Source organism: Roseovarius atlanticus (genome assembly GCF_001441615.1).
GTDB lineage: Bacteria > Pseudomonadota > Alphaproteobacteria > Rhodobacterales > Rhodobacteraceae > Roseovarius > Roseovarius atlanticus.
On record NZ_LAXJ01000017.1, the window covers coordinates 42,986 to 60,581 of the forward strand.

Below are 17,596 nucleotides of genomic sequence, written 5' to 3' on the forward strand. Positions count from 1 at the left end.
GCCATACCGGCCTAGACCCGGTAACGGGCGGGCATCTTCGGCATGATCGCCTGCGCCTGCAGGCGCACCATCTCGGCCAACGCCGCCTCGCCCGGGCAGGACGGGATCGAGGCAATCGCCCCCGCCAGGATATCCTTGAGCCGCGCCACGGCGCCTTCGACACCATATTCCGCCACCGCGTTGGGCCGCCCGTGCAGGTCGTCCTGCCCCACCGGCTTGCCCAATGTCTTTTCGTCCAGCACCGCGTCGCGCAGATCGTCCGCCACCTGGAATGCCTCGCCGATCAGCGCCCCAAGGTCGACCCAGGGCTCGGCATCGTGCCCCGCCGAAATCGCGCCCATTTCCGTGGCCGCGATGAACAGCGCCGCGGTCTTCGAGCGGTGATAGGCCGCAAGGTCCACCTCCCGCTCACTTTCCCAGCCCTGCCCCGCGCAGATGCCGCCGGGCATCCCCGTGCGCGTCGCCAGCGCGCGGATCAGGCGCAGGCCCCGCGCCGGGTCTTCATCGGCGGCCCGTGCCAGAATATCGAATGCCAGGATGATCAGGCTGTCGCCTGTCAGCACCGCCAAGGGTTGCGAATAGGCCTTGTGTACTGACGGCTTGCCGCGCCGCAGCTCGGCATCGTCGAAACAGGGCAGATCGTCATGCACCAGGCTCGCGCAGTGGATCACCTCCAGCGCCGCCGCCGCCGCATCGCTCAGCGCAGGCCGGTCGTCGCCACAGGCCATCGCCACGGACATCAGGATCGTCGGCCGAATGCGCGCCCCGCCCGGCAGGCAGGCATAGCCCAGCGCCTCGCTCAATTGCGCCGGCGCCTCCCGTCCTTGCGTCGTGTCAAGCGCGCGCAGAACGGCGGCATCGATTCGCTGCGATAGGGGCATGTGGCGCTCCTTGGTCAGGGCAAATGTCACCATATGGAGACATGCAATGTGTAAACTATACTGGACACTTTGCGGTTTCGAGTCAACAATCCCTGACATGACACCGTCCACCGATCCGGGCTCGAATGCACCTCACGTCGTCATCATCGGCGCGGGGATCGGCGGGCTGGCCACCGCCGCGCGCCTCGCGGGCGCTGGCTTGCGTGTCACCGTTCTGGAGCGCCATGGCCACCCCGGCGGCAAGATGCGCACCTTGCCCTCCGCCGCTGGCCCGGTCGATGCCGGCCCCACCGTCCTGACCATGCGCCCGGTGTTCGAGGATCTGTTCGCAGCCCTCGGCACGCGGCTGACCGATCACGTCACGCTGCATCGCCAGCACCTGCTTGCCCGCCATTTCTGGCCCGACGGCAGCACGCTCGATCTCTTCGACGATCCCGATGCCAACATCAAGGCGGTGACCGCCTTCGCCGGCACCCGCGCGGGCCGGCAGATGCGCGCATTCTCCGACCGCGCCCGCGCCCTGTTCGAAGGCTTCGACGCACCCGTGATGCAGTCTGCCGAGCCGACGCTCGCGGCGCTCACCTCGCACGTCTTGCGCCACCCGCACCTGATCCGCCAGATGGCCCCGAACAAGACCCTCGCGCAGCTTTTGGACTCCAGCTTCAGCGATCCGCGCCTCAAGCAGCTGTTCGGCCGCTACGCCACCTATGTCGGCGGCTCGCCCTACCACGTGCCCGCGCTTCTGGCGCTGATCTGGCAGGCCGAGATCTCTGGCGTCTGGGTGGTCGAGGGCGGTATGCACCGGCTGGCGCAGGCACTGGCCGACGCGATCACCCAATCCGGGGCCACTATCCACTACGACACCCATGTCGCCCGTATCGTCACAGAGCGTGGCCGCGCTGTGGGCGTGACCCTGACAGACGGCAGCCATCTGCCCGCCGACGCGGTCGTCTTCAACGGCGACCCGCGCGCGCTGGCCACCGGCGCGCTCGGCCCCGGCCTCGACCATGTGGCCCCCCAAACCACCGAAATCCCTCGCAGCCTTTCCGCCGAGGTCTGGGCCTTCGCCGCCAAGGCATCGGGGCCGGATCTGGCCCATCACAACGTCTTCTTCCGCGCCGATCCCAAGCCGGAATTCGACGCATTGATGCAAGGCCGCCGCATCCCCGATCCCACGCTCTATGTCTGCGCCATGGATCGCGGTCTGCCCGCGACACCGCCCACACTCGAACGCTTCGAAATCATCGCCAACGCCCCACCCCTGCAAGGCCACGCCGGCCCAGAGGAGTTCACCGCATGTCAGACACGCACCTTCCAGACGCTGGCCCGTTTCGGCCTCGACGTCGGGCCGCTGCCGGGACCGGACGCGCTGACCACGCCCTCGGGCTTCGACCATCTGTTTCCCGAGAGCAGCGGATCCCTCTACGGGCAAAGCCCGCATGGCACGATGGCGGCCTTCCAGCGCCCGACGGCCCGGACGCGGGTCAGGGGCCTCTACCTGGCGGGCGGCGGGGTGCATCCGGGGGCGGGCGTGCCGATGGCGGCCCTCTCCGGGCGGCATACGGCCGAGGCGATACTGACGGACCCAATTTCGACCTCGCCGTCCCGCCCAACGGCTACGCATGGTGGTATGTCGACGGCCTGAAGGATGGCGGCGGCCGCGCCATCTCGATCATCGCCTTCATCGGCTCGGTCTTTTCGCCTTGGTACGCCTGGTCCGGGCGGCGCAACCCGGACAACCACGTCTGCATCAACGTCGCCACCTACGGCCCCGGCGGGCGTTTCACCATGACCGATCGCGGCACCAGCGCCCTGCGCCAGTCCACGGACAGCTTCACCGTCGGCCCATCGTCACTGCACTGGAAGAACGGCCAACTTGTGATCGACATCAACGAGATCGGCGCCCCGCCGATGATCTCCCGCGTCCGGGGCCGTGTCACGATCACGCCCTCGGCGATGACAAACGTGGAACTGCCGCTCACACCCGACGGCGCCCATGTCTGGCGTCCCTTCGCCCCCACCGCGCGGATCAGCGTGGATCTGGACGCGCCGGGCTGGCAATGGAATGGCCATGGCTATTTCGACGCCAATTTCGGCACGCGGGCGCTGGAACAGGATTTCACCTACTGGACCTGGGGCCGCTTTCCCACGGGGACGGGCAGCATCTGCTTCTACGACGCCACCCGTCTTGACGGCTCGGAACTCGGCCTCGGCATTCGCTTCGATGACCAAGGGAACGCGCAAACCATAACGCCCCCGCCGAAAACCCGCATGAAGCGCACCGCCTGGGGCCTCTTTCGCGAAGGCCGCGCGGACCCGGGACATACCCCGACCCAAGTGCAGCCCATGCTCGACGCGCCCTTTTACGCCCGCGCCGCCGTGCGCAGCGTGATCGACGGCGAGGAAACCACCGGCGTACACGAAGCGCTCGACCTCAAGCGGTTCCGCTCACCCTTCCTGAAACCCATGCTGGCCGTCCGCGTGCCACGCAGGGCGCGCTGGAGCTTCCCCGACACCTGACGCAGTCGAAATCTTGAAAAGATTTCGGTCCGATTTCTTTTCAAGAAATCGCCACCGCTAACCGCTCCACGCCTGGAACCCCACGGCCCCGCCGTAGATCCCCAGCATCGTCAGGCTCTCCCAGCCCATGTTTGCAGGGCCGGACCTTTCGCGCAGGATCAGCCCGATCAACAACACCGCCGTCATCGCCAGCCCCACGACCACCCAAAAGAGATCCCCCGTGCCGATGGCGTGATACAGCGACCCGTCGCGATAGCTGATGTCCGACAGCGTCAGGAACAGCACGTCGAACGTATTACCCCCGATGATTCCGCCTACAGCCAGCTGCAACGCCCCGCGCCGCACGGCGGCCAGCGTCGTCACCAGCTCCGGCAGCGAGGTCACCACCGCCGTCATCAACGCCCCTACCAACGCCGAGGACAGACCCAACTGCTCGGTCAGCGCCCCCGCCGAACGCGCGATCGCATAGCCCGCCAGACCCAGCAGCAGCATCAGCCCGAGGAACGGCACCACCAGAGCCATCGCACTTTTCTTGGCATCTTCTTCGTCTTCAGGCTGGTCGTCCCGCGTCTCCTGCGTGTCCACCGCTCGCCACATCGGACTTTGCCGCACCCCGACACTGGCATAGGCGCCGAAAAGGTAGATGCCCACCAGCACGACCGAGGCCGGATGCACCGACCAGAACGCCATCTCGGGCATGACGAAGGCCGCCAGCGGCACCACCATCATCAGCATCAGCAAGGTGCTTTGAAACAGGTTGGCCACGTCCGCCGCGGCATGTTCCAGGTTCGCGCGGCGATAGATCAGGTCCGCCAGCGCCAGAAACGCCGTCTGCGCCGCGATCCCGCCAACCCCGTTGGAAAACGCCAGGCTTGCGCGCCCGTCCAGCGCCGATGTTATAGACACCACAGTGCCCGACAAAGACGTCGCCGCGCCCAGCAACAGCCCGCCCGTGACCGCCTCGCCCAATCCGGTGCGGTCCGCGATCCGGTCGGCCATGCCCGTCATCTTCGTGCCCGCCACCAGAATGACCAGCGCCGCAACGCCAAAGACGATCAGATTGGCGGTCAGGGAAAGATCAGACAGCATGACGCCTCAACCGCGCAGCTTTGCGGCAAGTTCCGTTGCCACATGGAAAATTCAGCGCCGCGCCTCGGCCCGCACGACCTCGGGATTGAGCCGCATCACCGACAGGTTCAGCGCGCCCGCCACGCTGACCCAGGCCAGATAGGGCACGAACATCAGCCCAGCCAACCAATCCACCTGCCACAGCTCGATCATGCCCCAGAACACCGCGATCCACAGGCCCACCAGCACAACCAGACCCAGCCGGATCCGGCGCAGGCCAAAGAAAACCGGTGTCCACAACCCGTTCAGCGCGATCTGCAACGCCCAAAGCGCCATCGCCACCGAGTTGTCGGGGCTCACCGCCACCCGCGCGCCCGCCCCCGCCATCAGCAGGTACAGCGTCGTCCACGCCACCGGAAACAGCCAATTCGGCGGCGTCCATGTCGGTTTGTTCAGGTCCTCGTACCACTTGCCCGGCGGGAACAGCGCCCCCGTCGCACCTGCCGCAAAGCAGGCCGCAAGAAAGATTGCAAAGCAAAGCCAGATCATGATCTCGATCTAGCGTGCCTCCCCGAGACCGGCAAGGCCGGATCGTCCCGGTCCCGTGCCTTCAGCGCCGCCATCGTCGAACACAGCGCCTCGCTCCAGTCGCGCCCCGGGGCCGGTCGCTCTGCCGCCGCCTCAACCAGATAGGCCACCTCGGGCAAGGGCCGCGCGTGCAGTACGGCCGAGCGCGGCATCATCATCGTGCCGCCCGCCCGCAGGCTTGCCAGCATCAGCCAGCCCAGCTTCTGCGCGCCGGTCGTGCGCGCCCGATGCGTGATCGAGTCATGTCCCAACCGCCGCAATTGCCGCCCGATCCCGGCATAGATGTACCGCGCAGCAAAGATCCCCGGCCGCGCACTCACAGGCAGCGTCGCCACCCCCGCCTCGGACCGGGCATAAAGCCCGTCGGCCTCGCGCAAGAGCCTTGCAATAACCCGGTGCAAGGCGGGCGACATTTGCGGGCTGGCCAGAAACGCCGCCTCGTCCAGCCCCTCGTCCTCCATCCAGTCGCGCGGCAGGTAAAGCCGACCCTCGCGGGCATCCTCGCCCACGTCGCGGGCAATATTCGTCAGCTGCATCGCCACACCAAGGTCGCAGGCCCGCGCCAGCCCGTCGGCCTCGCGCATCTCCATCAGCACGCACATCATCGCGCCCACGGCCGAGGCCACGCGTGCCGAATAGGCCCGCAACTCCGACAGGCTGTCATAACGCCGGCCTTCCGCGTCCCAGGCCAGACCTTCCAGCAGCGCCTCGGGCAATTCGCGCGGCATGTCGAACCGCGCCACCATAGCGGCAAAGGCCCGGTCCGCAGGGGCGTTCCGCGGCACCCCGCGATAGGCCAGGTCCAGCCGCTCGTGCAGCCGCGCCACCGCCTCGGCCTTTTCGGAATGCAGATCCACCGAATCGTCCGCCAGCCGGCAAAACGCGTAGAGCGCCAGCGCCGGGTCGCGGACACGCCGCGGCAACAATTTCGAGGCCGCATGGAAAGACCGCGATCCGTCCCGGATCGCCTCGCGGCAATGCGCCATGTCGGCGGCTTCGGTGCGTGTCAGTCTCATCTCACCCGCACCTCGTCGGCATCCGGCACCAGCTTGCCCAGCACCTCGGCGCTCGACACCACGCCCGGCAGCCCCGCACCGGGATGCGTGCCCGCCCCCACAAGATAGAGGCCGGCCACTTCCTCGCTCACGTTATGCGGCCGGAACCACGCGCTCTGAAAGATCCGCGGCTCCAGCGAAAAGCCCGATCCATGCGGGCTCAGGTACCTGTCCCGAAACGTCTCGGGCGTGAACACTTCCGACGCGGTCAGATGCTTCCCAAGCCCCGGCAGCAACTGCTCTTCCAGCACCGCCTGCACCTTCCGGCGATAGGTCTCGGCCATCGCGCTCCAGTCCACCGGGTCGTCGAACCCCAGATGCGGCACGGGACTGAGCGCATAGAACGTGTCATCCCCCTCCGGCGCGGCACTCGGATCGGTCACCGTGGGCCGGTGCACGTAAAGGCTCATGTCCTCGGCCAGCTTGCCCTTCAGAAAGATATCCTCGACCAGCCCCTTGTAGCGCGGACCGTTCAGAATCGTATGGTGCCCCGCATCGGCCCATTTCCCGCGCGTACCCTTCGTGCCGAAATACCAGACGAACAGCCCCATCGACCACCGCGACCGCTTCAGCTTCGGCCCGGTCCAGCGCCGCTTCTTCACGTTGCGCATCAGGGTGTCATAGGTGTGCCCGGCATCGGCGTTCGACACGACCACATCCGCTTCGACCACCTCGCCGCCGGTCAAGCGCACCCCCGCCGCACGCCCGTCGCGCACCACGATCTCATCCACCTCCGCGCCCTGCCGCACCAGACCGCCCTGATCGGCCACGACATTCGCCATGGCGCGCGCGATCGCGTCGACCCCGCCCATGGCGTAATGCACACCGAATGCCTTTTCCAGGTGGCTCACGAGGATATACATCGACGTCACGTTGAACGGATCGCCGCCGATGAACAGCGGATGGAACGAAAACGCCATGCGCAGCCGTTCGTCCCTGAACCGCTTCGCCGCGTGGGCATAGACCGACCGATCCGCGCGCATCATCCCGAAGGTCGGCAAGACCTTCACCAGGTCCAGGAACCGGTGCATCGACCTCCGCCCCAGGTCCTCGAACCCGAAGGCATAGCGCCGTTCGCTGTCCTTCAGAAACCGCTCGTAGCCTTGCGCGTCGCCGGGGCTCAGCCGCGCCACCTCGGCCCGCATCGCGTCGGTATCCTGCCGCGCGGTAAATTTGCTGCCGTCAGGCCAGCGAATCTCATAAAACGGGTCCATCGGACGCAGATCCACGTCGTCCCGAAACCGCCGCCCGCAGGCCGCCCACAGATCCTCGAACACCTGCGGCACCGTCACGATGGTCGGCCCCAGATCGAACCGGTGCCCGTCGCGCCACAGGCTCGACCCGCGCCCGCCGGGGCTTTCCAGCCGGTCCAGCACCGTCACGCGATAGCCTTTCGCCCCCAGCCGCATGGCCGAGGCAAGGCCGCCCAGCCCGGCGCCGATCACGATCGCATGGGGCCGCCGGGCCCTATCGGACTGTTCACGAAGCGCGGGATCCAGGCGTGTCAACATACAGCCAGACTACATGTGTCAAGTTAAGTTGACAATCGCCGAGTGAAGTTCTTTTATGAACCGGAACGCGCTGGACAACCGGACGTCGCGGTTGGCATGAATGGGACTGCCGACACGCACGCACTGGCCGAAGGGGGACAGGGTCATCCAAATCGTCAGCCTCAGCTTTTTCCGTTTCGCACCGGGCCTCTCACGGCTCTGGGCCTTCACCATGATGGGCCTCGCCCGCCCCGCGCTGGCCCGCGTCCCCGGCATCGGCTTCTGGAAGCTGTGCGGCTCGGGCACCGGCGAAGGCTTCACGCCGAAACCCAACACCGGCGTCTATGCCATTCTCGCCACCTGGCCCGACCTTGCCACCGCGCAGCGCCAGACCGCCGAGGCGCCGATCTTCCGCCGCTACGCCCGCCGCGCCATCGAATGCTATACGCTCTTCATGCAAACCACCTCCGTGCGCGGCGCATGGTCCGGCGTGGCCCCGTTCGACCCTGCCGAAGCGCCCGGCGCCGGCCCGGTCGCCGCGCTCACCCGCGCCACGATCAAGCCGCTTGTGGCGCTCAGGTTCTGGCGCCACGTGCCCGACATCAGCACCGTCATCGGCGCCGATCCCAACGTCGCCTTCAAGATCGGCATCGGAGAGGTGCCGCTGTTGCACCAGGTCACCTTCTCGGTCTGGCCCGACACCGCGGGCATGGCCGCTTTCGCCCGCCACGACGGCCCCCACGCCCGCGCCATCAGGGCCGTCCGCGACGGCAACTGGTTCCGCGAAGAACTCTACGCCCGCTTCAACATCATAGCCGACCGCGGCACGTGGCAGGGCGCCAAACCACTTCAGCACCTGGGGGTCGGCGCATGAGCCTCGCCTTTCCGTTCTCCGCCATCGTCGGACAGGACACAATGAAACAGGCGCTGATCCTGACGGCCATCGACCCGGGCTTGGGCGGCGTGCTGGTCTTCGGCGACCGCGGCACAGGCAAGTCCACCGCCGTCCGCGCCCTCGCGGCCCTCTTGCCGCCGATCACCGCCGTCAAGGACTGCCCGGTCAATTCCGAGCGCCCCGAAGACTGCCCTGACTGGGCCACCGTGCCCGACACCGACCTGGTGGAACGTCCCACCCCCGTCGTCGACCTGCCCCTGGGCGTGACCGAAGACCGCGTCACCGGCGCGCTCGACATCGAACGCGCGCTCACCAAGGGCGAAAAGGCGTTCGAGCCGGGCCTTCTGGCCCGCGCCAATCGCGGTTATCTCTATATCGACGAGGTCAACCTGCTCGAGGACCACATCGTCGACCTCCTGCTCGACGTCGCCCAGTCCGGCGTCAACGCGGTCGAGCGTGAAGGCCTCTCCATCCGCCACCCCGCCCGCTTCGTTCTGGTCGGCTCCGGCAACCCCGAAGAGGGCGAGCTGCGCCCGCAGTTGCTCGACCGTTTCGGTCTCTCGGTCGAGGTCGCCTCCCCCACCGATATCGACGAGCGGATCGAGGTCGTCCGCCGCCGCGACGCCTTCGACATGGACCGCGAAGGCTTCATAGCCAAATGGCAACCCGAGGATGCCAAGATCCGCGACGCCATCCTCGCCGGACGCGCCGCACTCCGCAAACTCGAGGCGACCGACGCCATCCTGCGCGACTGCGCGACCCTCGCCGTGGCTCTCGGCGCCGACGGTCTGCGCGGCGAGCTGACCCTGCTCCGCGCCGCCCGCGCCCTCGCCGCCTATGAAGGCGACGCCGCGATCACCCGCGACCACCTCGCCACCGTGGCGCCCCTGGCGCTCAGCCACCGCCTGCGCCGCGACCCGCTGGACGAGGCCGGCTCAACCACCCGCGTCACCCGCACCGTCGCCGAAACCTTCGGATGACAACCGGCGCCGACACCGCCCGCACCCAACGCGCCCTCGCGGCGCTCGCGGTCGATCCCGGCGGCCTCAAGGGCCTGACGTTCCGCGCCCGCATGGGCCCCGCCCGGCAGGCGTTCGAGACCGCCCTGCGCAAGCTGTCCGGGCCCCAGCGCCGCATCCATCCCGCCATCACCGACGACCAGCTCTTCGGCGGCCTCAACATCGCCGCTTCGCTGGCCGAGGGGCGCCCCGTCCGCGACGCGGGCCTCGCCGAGCAGCCCTCCACTCTCACCCTCACAATGGCCGAGCGCACGCCCTCCGGCCTTGCTGCCCGCCTCGCCCAACTGCTCGACGCGGATCGTGGCCACGCCCTCATCCTGCTCGACGAGGCCGCCAGCGCGGACGAAGGCGCGCCGCAAGCCCTACTCGACCGCCTCGCCTTCCATATCGAGCCGCCCGAGGCCGCCACCCCCGTCCGCCTGCCCGCCGCCGCTGACCTTGACGCCGCCCGCAAACGGCTGCCCCGCGTCTCACTGCCCGACGACGCCCTGCCCCTGCTCGTTACCCTCGCCGCCCGCTTCGGCATCCACAGCCTGCGCGCGCCCAGCCTCGCCCTGCGCGCCGCCCGCGCCCTCGCCGCGCTCGACGCCGAACCGGCCGTGACCCAGGATCACCTTCAGGAAGCCGCCGAACTCGTCTACCCCTCCCGTGCCACCATGATGCCCGCCGAGGCCGAGGACGAAACGCCACCCGACGCGCCTGAACCGGACCAGTCCGACAACGCGGACGAAAACGGCGAGCAGTCCCTCACCGACCTGCCCGACGACATCCTCGTCTCCGCCATCGCCGCGCTCCTTCCGACCGACATCCTCGACCGCCTCGCCGCCAAATCCACCCGCCCCGCCAATGCGGCGGGCAGCGGCGCGGGCGATCGCCGCCGCGGCAACCGCCGGGGCCGTCCGCTGCCCTCGCGCCCGGGCCGCCCCTCGGCCCAATCCCGGATCGACCCCATCGCGACCTTGCGAGCCGCCGCCCCCTGGCAGACCCTGCGCCGCACCGGCCGCAACGCCGACCGCGCGTTGGTGATCCTGCCCTCGGACATCCGCATCAAGCGGTTCGAGGACCGCTCCGATCGCCTTCTCATCTTCACCGTCGACGCCTCCGGCTCCGCCGCCGTCGCCCGGCTGGCCGAGGCCAAGGGCGCCGTCGAACTCATGCTGGCGCAGGCCTATGCCCGCCGCGATCAGGTCGCCCTGTTGGCCTTTCGCGGCACGGGCACGGAAACGCTTCTGCCGCCCACCCGTTCGCTGGTGCAGGCCAAACGACGCCTCGCCTCCCTGCCCGGCGGCGGCGGCACACCCCTCGCCTCGGGCCTGATGGCGGCGGGTGACCTCGGTCAACTGGCCCGGGGTCGCGGTCTCACACCCATGCTGGTGCTGCTGACCGACGGCCGCGCCAACATTCCCCTCTCCGGTGAGCCGGACCGCGCCACCGCGAACGACGACGCCACCCGCATCGCCGCCAGTCTGCGCCAGCAGGGCCTCTCCGGCGTCCTCGTCGACACCTCGAACCGCCCCAACGACGCGGCCCGCACCATCGCCGCCGCCCTGGGCGCGCGCTATCTCGCCCTGCCCCGCGCCGACGCACAGGGCATAAGCACCGCCGTCACCTCGGCGCTCGAGGCGTAAGGCCCATGGACTGGGCCCGCGACCAGCCCGACTGGCCCCATGCCGACGCGTCCCGCCGCGTCCGCCACCGCCCGCATGACTGGCATGTGCAGGAATGGGGCACCGGCCCCACGCTCCTCTTGCTGCACGGCGCAGGCGCCAGCACGCATACCTGGCGCGACCTCATCCCCCGCCTGTCTGAAAACCACCACGTCATCGCCCTCGACCTGCCCGGCCACGGCTTCACCCGCGCGGGCAGCGTTTCGCGCCTCGGCCTCGCCACCACCGCCGAGGATATCGCGGCTCTGTGCGCCGATCAGAACTGGCAGCCCCAGGCCCTCATCGGCCATTCCGCCGGCGCCGCCGTGGCGCTTGACCTGGCCTCCCGCCTGCCCGGCACCCCCGCCGTGATCGGCCTCAACGCCGCCCTTGACCGGTTCGAGGGAATGGCGGGCTGGCTTTTCCCGATGCTGGCCAAGCTGCTTGCGCTGAACCCGCTCACCGCCATCGCCTTCTCGGCAGGCGGCGCGCGCCCGGGCCGCGCCCGCAACGTGATCCGCGCCACCGGCTCCACGCTCTCCGAAGAGGGGCTTGCGTATTACAGCCGCCTGCTCGCCGACCGTGCCCATGTGGACGGCACGCTTCAGATGATGTCCCGTTGGAGCACCGACGCCCTGCTCGACCACCTGCCCGAAATCCAAAGCCCGGTTCTTCTGATCACCGGCGACCGCGACACCGCCGTCGCGCCCGAGGTCTCGGACCGCGCCGCCGCCCTCTTGCCCCATGCCGAGCGCATCCGTCTGAAAGGCCTCGGCCACCTCGCCCACGAGGAAGACCCCGACCGACTTTGCGACATCATGCTGGATTGGCTGCGCGGCAAATCTTTTTAGAAAAGATTTGCCAAAAGCATTCTAAAAGCTTTTGGCCACTCACCCCTGCCCCAGGGCCTTCTGCCCTTTCCGGCTGTACCCCCGAGTCATCCGGTCCGCGATCATCGCCAGCGTCGCCATCCCGATCCCGGCGATCATGCCCACACCGAAATCCCCGTTGTTGAGACCGATATAGATCTCCTGCCCCAGATCGCTGGTGCCCACCAGCGCCGTTATGACCAGCATCGCTACCCCGAACATGATCGTCTGGTTCAGCCCCAGCAGCAGCTGCGGCAACGCCAGCGGCAACCGCACCCGCCACAGCATCTGCCACCGGGTCGCGCCACAGGCGCTGGCCGCCTCGATCACCTCTGCGTTGACGCCGCGCAACCCGTGTTCGGCATAGCGGATCGCGGGCACGATGGCATAGGCCATGATCGCCAGCAGCGCGGTGAAATCCCCCAGCTTGAAGAACATCACGAACGGGATCAGGATCACGAACAGCGGCATCGTCTGCAACGTATCGCTGATGGGGCGCAGAAAGGCCGACACCGCGTCGTTCTCCGACGCGATCACCCCCAGGGTCGTGCCGATCAGGAACGACAGCGCCACCGCCAGCCCGCACAGGTAGAACGAAATCGTTGCCTCGGGCCAGACCCCCGCCAGCATCAGGAAGGCCAGCCCAACGCTGGTGCCCACCGCCAGGCGCCGCCCGCCCGCTTGCCACGCCAGCAAAACCATCACCCCGGCGATGGACAGCCACGGCAGGCCCGTGATCCCGAAATACAGCAGGATCGCCAGAAGCGCGACACCAATGGCCCCCCGCACCCGGCGCCGCAGCAACAGCCACCCGGCCAGCGCCGCCATCGCCACCGCGTAGCCGATCTTCATCGGCTGGGTGAACTCGAACCCCCAGGAAAACGGGCTGATCGTCTGCTCCAGCCCCATCTTGACCGGCAGCATCAGGTAGAACAGCGCCGTCGTCTTGATGGCCTTGATCGCGCCCGCATATTCCACCAGCAACCAGTTGAACGCGTCGTTCATCGCATCCGCCGGATAGACTTCCCAGGCCCGCGGATAGTCCTGCAAGACCGGGAACACCCGCGCCAACACCAGCATGACAGCCGCGAACACCGCCGCCACGATCCAGTAGCGATAGCGCGTCACGAAACTCTCGTCCTCGCCCCCGTCCGGCGACCGCCCCATCGCGGCCCGCGCGGTGATCCGGTCCATCACCATCGCCATCAGCGCGATCACCACGCCCGCCAGTATCGCCTCGGCCACGTTGGCCTTGCGGATATGGGTCAGCACCTCCCAGCCGATATCGGACGTGCCGCCGATGATCGACGCGATGATGATCATCGAAAAGGCCGCTAGCATCGTCTGGTTCACCCCCAGCAGGATCTGGCGCAACGCGCTCGGCACCCGCACACGCCAGAACATTTGGCCCGCCGTGGCCCCCGCCATCATGCCCGCCTCGATCACCTCTTCGTCGATTCGGACCAGCCCCAGAGTCGTGTTCCGCACCATCGGCGGCACGGCATAAAGGACCGAGGCGATCAGCCCCACCACCGGCCCGAAACCGAACAGCAGCAGGATCGGCAAGAGGTAGGCAAAGACCGGGATCGTCTGCAACGTGTCCATCGTCGGCGTGATCACTCGCTCGGCCCGGTCCGAATAGAACGCCCAGGTCCCCACGCAGAACCCGATCGCCACCGCCAGCGGCACCGACACCATGACCAGCGCCAGCGAATTCATGGACTCGTACCAGTATCCGATCACGACCATGTAGAACATCGCCAGAAACGTGAACACGGCCAGCTTCCAGCCCGACACCGCGAAGGAGGCGATAACCAAAAGGCCCACCGTCAGCGCCCAGGGCATCCAGTGCAGCAGGCCCCGCACCCACGACATCGGGTAATCCATCACGTCCGAAAACGCCCGGAACGCGGGGCCGGCGGTCTCCACCACCCAGTCCATGCCGGTATTCAGCCATTCGGTCATCGGCCATTCCCACGCCTCGGGGAACTCCATCAGCCAGCCCAGCCGGTCACGAAAGCCCAGCGCCACCAGCGTCAGGCCGATCAGCGCGAACCACGCCCAGTGCGTGCGGTCCCCGCTCATGCCGGGGCTTCCTCCTGTTCGGACAATCGCGCCAGCGCCCGGACCACGCTTTGCGCCGTCACCACGGCCGTCACCGTGCCGCCCTGCTCCACCGCCAGCCCCTCGGGATGCGCCGACAGCATCGGCAAAAGCGCCTCAACCGACACGTCGCCTGCCACCCGCTCGCGGCCCTCGGCGGACCCGGCCTCGGGGTCCGTCACCTCATAGGCCCGCAGCACGCGCACCATGGGCACATCATTGGTGAACTCGGCCACATAATCGTCCGCCGGATTGGTGATCAGCTGCGCCGGCGTGCCAGTTTGCACCACACGGCCCCCGCGCATGATCATCATCCGGTCGGCAACGCGCAGCGCCTCCAGGAAATCATGCGTGATGAACACGATCGACTTGTGCAAGTCGTTCTGAATCCGCAGGAACTCGTCCTGCATCTGCCGCCTGATCAGCGGGTCCAGCGCCGAAAACGGCTCGTCCAGCAGCCACAGGTCCGGGTCCACGGCCAGCGACCGGGCGATGCCCACCCGTTGCTGCTGCCCGCCCGACAACTGGTGCGGATAGCTTTTCTCGCGCCCTTCCAGCCCCACCAGTTCGATCACCTTGCCCACACGTTCCCGGGTGTGGTCCTGCGCCGCGCCCTGCAGGCTCAGCGGAAAGGCGACGTTTTCCCACACGCTCAGATGCGGCATCAGGCCGAAATTCTGGAACACCATGCCGATCTGGTGGCGGCGCACCTCGATCATCTGCTTGTCTGACTTCGCGCGCAGATCCTCGCCGTCCAGCAGGATCTCGCCATGCGTCGGCTCCACCAGCCGCGACAGGCAGCGCACCACCGTCGACTTGCCCGAGCCCGACAGCCCCATGATCACGAAAATCTCGCCCACGGCGACGTCAAAACTGACATCCGCGGCCGCCGGAATGGCCCCGTCCTCGCGGATGCGCTCGGCCAGCGCCGGCGTCTCCACCGCAGGTGCCCCGTCCGGAAAATACTGCTCCGGTTTCTTGCCGTAGACCTTCCAGATGTGGCGGCAGGACAGCCTTGGCTGGTCCCCCCCAGAGCCATCGTCCTGTGCTCGATCGTTCATGCTGCCCCTGTCCCCCTTGGGAAAGCGAAAAGGCCGGGCGTCAGAACCCCCGGCCTTTCCAATGCGTCCATGCGCACCTTACTGCGCGGCCCTGCCGGCCTCGACCCAGGGCCCCCAGGTCTCTTCATTGGCGTCGATCCACTCGGCCACGACCTCTTCCAGGTCACGACCCTTCTGGTCGATCTCCAGCATCAGCGCGTTCTGCACCTCGTTGTCGATCGAGATCTGCTCGAACACGGCAGCCACACTCGGGTTCGCCTCGGCAAACTCGGCATTGATGATCTTGTCGATCGAGGCCTGCTGGAAGCCGCAGGCCTTGCCCCGCTCCTGGCCTTCTTCCTCGACACATTCACCGTCGGCAGGGTCCCACGCGACCCACTCCATCTCCATGTCGGCAAACAGCCAGTGCGGCTGCCAGAACATCATCAGGATCGGGTCCTGCGTCGCCGTGGCCGATTTCAGCTCGGCGATCATCGCGCCTTCAGATCCGCCCGCGACCGGCTCGAACGGCATGTCGATCATCGCCACCACGTCCTTCGACCGGGTGCCCCAGTCGGCGGGATAGGTGATCAGGCGGCCCTTGGGAAAGGTGTCGGCGGCGGCAAACGCCTGCGCGCAATCGTAAAGCGCCTGGTAATCCGGCAAGCCGGGGCATTTTTCCGCCATGTAGGGCGGATAGATCCAGCCTTCCTGCGGCTGCAGGCCCAGCTGCCCCACAACGGTGATGTCGCCCGACTCAACCGCCTTGGGATAGATGTCGCCCACGTTGTTGGTCCAGACTTCGGGTTGCAGGTGCAGATCGCCATTGGCGATGGCGGCGAATTGCGGCACCGCACCGGCGGTCACGTATTCCACATCGTGCCCGGCCTTTTCCAGCAGCGTGCCGGTGATATGCGCCGAGATATGCTGCCCGGTCCATTCGTTGATCGGAATGCGCACCGTCTCGGCCTGCGCCATCCCGGCCCCGGCCAGCGACAGGCTCGCCGCCCACAAGACAGAATTCATCTTCATCGTTCTCTCCCTGTTTTTATTGATGCAGATCATGGCCGCCATCATGCGACGTCCGCACCGTGGACCCAAGCAGAAATGTTTGTTGACCAATGAGTTAATAAAAATCAGGCTCAAATCAGGCGTCCGCGGCGCGGCTGCCGGTTTCATGAGCAACAGGGAAGGGAGTGTGCCGTGCCGTTGAAAGTTGCCGAAAAATGGTTTCAGACCAAGGATATGGGCGATGGCGTCACCCTGATATGGGAGCCGCATGTCGCCCCCTGGTTGCGCTGCAATATCTGGCATATCAAAGGACGCGACCGCGACCTGGTGATCGACACCGGCATGGGCCTGCGCCCCATGACGCGCGAGCTGGCGCAGCTGACCGAACGCCCGCTCAGCGCCATCGTCACCCATACGCATTTCGACCATTCCGGCGGCCTGCACGAATTCGACCACCGCTGTGGCCATTTGGCCGAATCCGACATCATCGCCAACCCCACGCCCGCCAACACCTACGCCGACGCGGGCTTTGTCCGGGCCGAAACCTTCACCGCCCTGCCCTACGAGGGCTTCTCGCATGAGCACTACACCGTGAAACCCGCGCCTCTTTCTGCGCTGCTGGATGAAGGCGACGTGCTCGACCTTGGCAACCGCGTCTTCACCGTCTTCCACCTGCCCGGCCACAGCCCCGGCTCCATCGCGCTCCACGAGTCCGCAACCGGCCTCCTTTTCAGCGGCGACGTTGTGTATGACGGCGACCTCATCGACGACATGGACCATTCCGACCCCGAAAAGCTGGCCGAGTCCCACGCCCGCCTGCGCGAGCTCGATGTCTCCACCGTCCACGCTGGCCACTTCAAATCCTTCGGCCGGGACAAGATGATTGAAATCCTCGACGAATACCGCGACGGTGGCCGCCGTCTGGGCGATGCCGACGCATGGCTTGCCGACATGATCGCAAGGAGCAGACCGCATTGACCAAACGCACGGCCATCATCACCGGCGGGCTGGCGGGCATCGGCCTCGCCACCGCCCGCCTGCTGCACCAGGCCGGGCACACCGTCGCCATCGGTGCCCGCCGCGGTGACGACACATCGCTTCAGGACATGGCCCGCGACACCGTCGGTGCGCACGTCTTCGTCGCCCCGCTCGACGTGCGCCAGCGCGGCTCGGTCACGGCCTTCTGCACATCCGTGAAAAACCAGTTCGGCACACCGCAGATATTGGTGAACGCCGCCGGCGTCACCCGGCACCAGACGGTCTCCGACCACGATCTCGACGCCTGGGACGACGTGATCGAGACAAACCTCACCGGCACCTTCCTCATAATCCACGCGCTTTTGCCCGACATGATGGCGTCGGGCTGGGGCCGGATCGTCAACATCGCCTCCACCGCCGCATCCTCGGCGGT

The 17,596-nt window shown here is 67.4% G+C and carries 16 protein-coding genes; 8 read left to right on the top strand and 8 right to left on the bottom strand.

Annotated elements, in window-relative coordinates:
* Positions 1 to 11 precede the first annotated feature (11 nt).
* The gene (locus XM53_RS14795) at positions 12 to 881 is read right to left on the bottom strand and encodes a polyprenyl synthetase family protein (protein ID WP_057794658.1); all 870 of its coding nucleotides are present in this window, start codon (positions 879 to 881) and stop codon (positions 12 to 14) included.
* Between the two features lie 97 nt (positions 882 to 978).
* On the opposite strand from XM53_RS14795, the gene crtD reads away from it, so the two are divergent.
* On the top strand, positions 979 to 2,526 hold the full coding sequence (gene crtD / locus XM53_RS14800) for a 1-hydroxycarotenoid 3,4-desaturase CrtD (RefSeq protein WP_057794660.1): 1,548 nt from the start codon (positions 979 to 981) through the stop codon (positions 2,524 to 2,526).
* Positions 2,523 to 3,401, top strand: coding sequence for a carotenoid 1,2-hydratase (gene crtC / locus XM53_RS14805; protein ID WP_082631040.1), 879 nt, complete (start codon positions 2,523 to 2,525; stop codon positions 3,399 to 3,401). The genes crtD and crtC overlap by 4 nt, the downstream gene beginning before the upstream one ends.
* A gap of 57 nt (positions 3,402 to 3,458) precedes the next feature.
* Here the strand turns inward: crtC and XM53_RS14810 are convergent, their stop codons facing one another.
* The 4 genes from XM53_RS14810 to XM53_RS14825 are packed head-to-tail and all read right to left on the bottom strand — an operon-like array spanning position 3,459 to position 7,623.
* Complete coding sequence (locus XM53_RS14810; RefSeq protein WP_057794664.1) at positions 3,459 to 4,490, bottom strand: sodium:calcium antiporter; 1,032 nt, start codon at positions 4,488 to 4,490, stop codon at positions 3,459 to 3,461.
* A gap of 51 nt (positions 4,491 to 4,541) precedes the next feature.
* On the bottom strand, positions 4,542 to 5,018 hold the full coding sequence (gene tspO, locus XM53_RS14815) for a tryptophan-rich sensory protein TspO (RefSeq protein WP_057794666.1): 477 nt from the start codon (positions 5,016 to 5,018) through the stop codon (positions 4,542 to 4,544).
* Positions 5,015 to 6,073: a 15-cis-phytoene synthase gene (gene crtB, locus XM53_RS14820; RefSeq protein WP_057794668.1), complete on the bottom strand. Its 1,059-nt coding sequence runs from the start codon at positions 6,071 to 6,073 to the stop codon at positions 5,015 to 5,017. The genes tspO and crtB overlap by 4 nt, the downstream gene beginning before the upstream one ends.
* Positions 6,070 to 7,623, bottom strand: a complete 1,554-nt coding sequence (locus tag XM53_RS14825; protein WP_057794669.1) for a phytoene desaturase — start codon at positions 7,621 to 7,623, stop codon at positions 6,070 to 6,072. The genes crtB and XM53_RS14825 overlap by 4 nt, the downstream gene beginning before the upstream one ends.
* Before the next feature lie 100 nt (positions 7,624 to 7,723).
* Here XM53_RS14825 and crtA point away from each other — a divergent pair, with 100 nt between their 5' ends.
* From crtA to bchO, 4 genes are read left to right on the top strand one after another with little or no spacing between them, the layout of a single operon-like run.
* On the top strand, positions 7,724 to 8,476 hold the full coding sequence (gene crtA / locus XM53_RS14830; protein WP_057794671.1) for a spheroidene monooxygenase: 753 nt from the start codon (positions 7,724 to 7,726) through the stop codon (positions 8,474 to 8,476).
* A complete protein-coding gene (bchI, locus tag XM53_RS14835; protein WP_057794673.1) occupies positions 8,473 to 9,477 on the top strand; it encodes a magnesium chelatase ATPase subunit I in 1,005 nt (334 codons plus the stop codon). The genes crtA and bchI overlap by 4 nt, the downstream gene beginning before the upstream one ends.
* Entirely contained in the window at positions 9,474 to 11,144 is a 1,671-nt protein-coding gene (locus XM53_RS14840) for a magnesium chelatase subunit D (protein ID WP_057794674.1), read from the top strand. The genes bchI and XM53_RS14840 overlap by 4 nt, the downstream gene beginning before the upstream one ends.
* A 5-nt stretch (positions 11,145 to 11,149) precedes the next feature.
* A complete protein-coding gene (bchO, locus tag XM53_RS14845; RefSeq protein ID WP_057794676.1) occupies positions 11,150 to 12,013 on the top strand; it encodes an alpha/beta fold hydrolase BchO in 864 nt (287 codons plus the stop codon).
* Between the two features lie 39 nt (positions 12,014 to 12,052).
* Here bchO and XM53_RS14850 read toward each other — a convergent pair whose 3' ends face one another.
* From XM53_RS14850 to XM53_RS14860, 3 genes are all read right to left on the bottom strand, one after another.
* Complete coding sequence (locus XM53_RS14850) at positions 12,053 to 14,116, bottom strand: ABC transporter permease subunit (RefSeq protein ID WP_057794678.1); 2,064 nt, start codon at positions 14,114 to 14,116, stop codon at positions 12,053 to 12,055.
* Positions 14,113 to 15,195 carry a quaternary amine ABC transporter ATP-binding protein gene (locus XM53_RS14855; RefSeq protein WP_057794680.1) on the bottom strand — a complete coding sequence of 361 codons (1,083 nt, stop codon included), beginning with the start codon at positions 15,193 to 15,195 and terminating at the stop codon, positions 14,113 to 14,115. The genes XM53_RS14850 and XM53_RS14855 overlap by 4 nt, the downstream gene beginning before the upstream one ends.
* 78 nt (positions 15,196 to 15,273) lie before the next feature.
* Complete coding sequence (locus tag XM53_RS14860; RefSeq protein ID WP_057794682.1) at positions 15,274 to 16,206, bottom strand: ABC transporter substrate-binding protein; 933 nt, start codon at positions 16,204 to 16,206, stop codon at positions 15,274 to 15,276.
* Positions 16,207 to 16,377: 171 nt separating this feature from the next.
* Between XM53_RS14860 and XM53_RS14865 the strand changes: the two genes are divergently transcribed.
* Entirely contained in the window at positions 16,378 to 17,163 is a 786-nt protein-coding gene (locus XM53_RS14865) for an MBL fold metallo-hydrolase (RefSeq protein WP_236544520.1), read from the top strand.
* On the top strand, positions 17,160 to 17,596 hold a 437-nt coding region (locus tag XM53_RS14870; protein WP_160321396.1), incomplete at its 3' end, for an SDR family oxidoreductase. The genes XM53_RS14865 and XM53_RS14870, both read left to right, overlap by 4 nt.